We start from the raw sequence: 290 nt of genomic DNA, 5'->3' as shown, positions 1-290 counted from the left end.
CTATCTGCGCATCTACATGGGCCATTTGCGGCAGAAGCTCGAAGCCGATCCGGCCCGGCCCAAACACCTGCTGACCGAAACCGGCGTCGGCTATCGCTTCATGCCTTAACCCCGGAGGGCGCGGTTTGCCGCGCCTTTACGCCGCCGGGCCCTTCTTCAATCCGACCATAAACTCCTTAAACGCCTCGCGCAGCGGAGCGAACACCGGGTGTTTGCGGTTTTCGATCATCACTTCGGAGAACAGCTTCAACCCCACGGCAAAAGCCGCGCTCTGCTCGGGGCCGAAGTTC

2 protein-coding genes are annotated in these 290 nt (G+C 61.4%); one reads left to right on the top strand and one right to left on the bottom strand.

Going from position 1 to position 290, the window contains the following annotated elements:
* Positions 1 to 16 precede the first annotated feature (16 nt).
* A complete protein-coding gene (locus J0A67_RS23650; protein ID WP_498366379.1) occupies positions 17 to 109 on the top strand; it encodes a winged helix-turn-helix domain-containing protein in 93 nt (30 codons plus the stop codon).
* Between the two features lie 27 nt (positions 110 to 136).
* Here J0A67_RS23650 and J0A67_RS23645 read toward each other — a convergent pair.
* On the bottom strand, positions 137 to 290 hold a 154-nt coding region (locus tag J0A67_RS23645), incomplete at its 5' end, for a DUF3861 family protein (protein WP_206571688.1).

Source organism: Algoriphagus aestuariicola (assembly GCF_017254835.1).
In the GTDB taxonomy this organism is placed as follows: domain Bacteria; phylum Bacteroidota; class Bacteroidia; order Cytophagales; family Cyclobacteriaceae; genus Algoriphagus; species Algoriphagus aestuariicola.
This window is presented reverse-complemented; position numbering and strand designations above follow the sequence as displayed.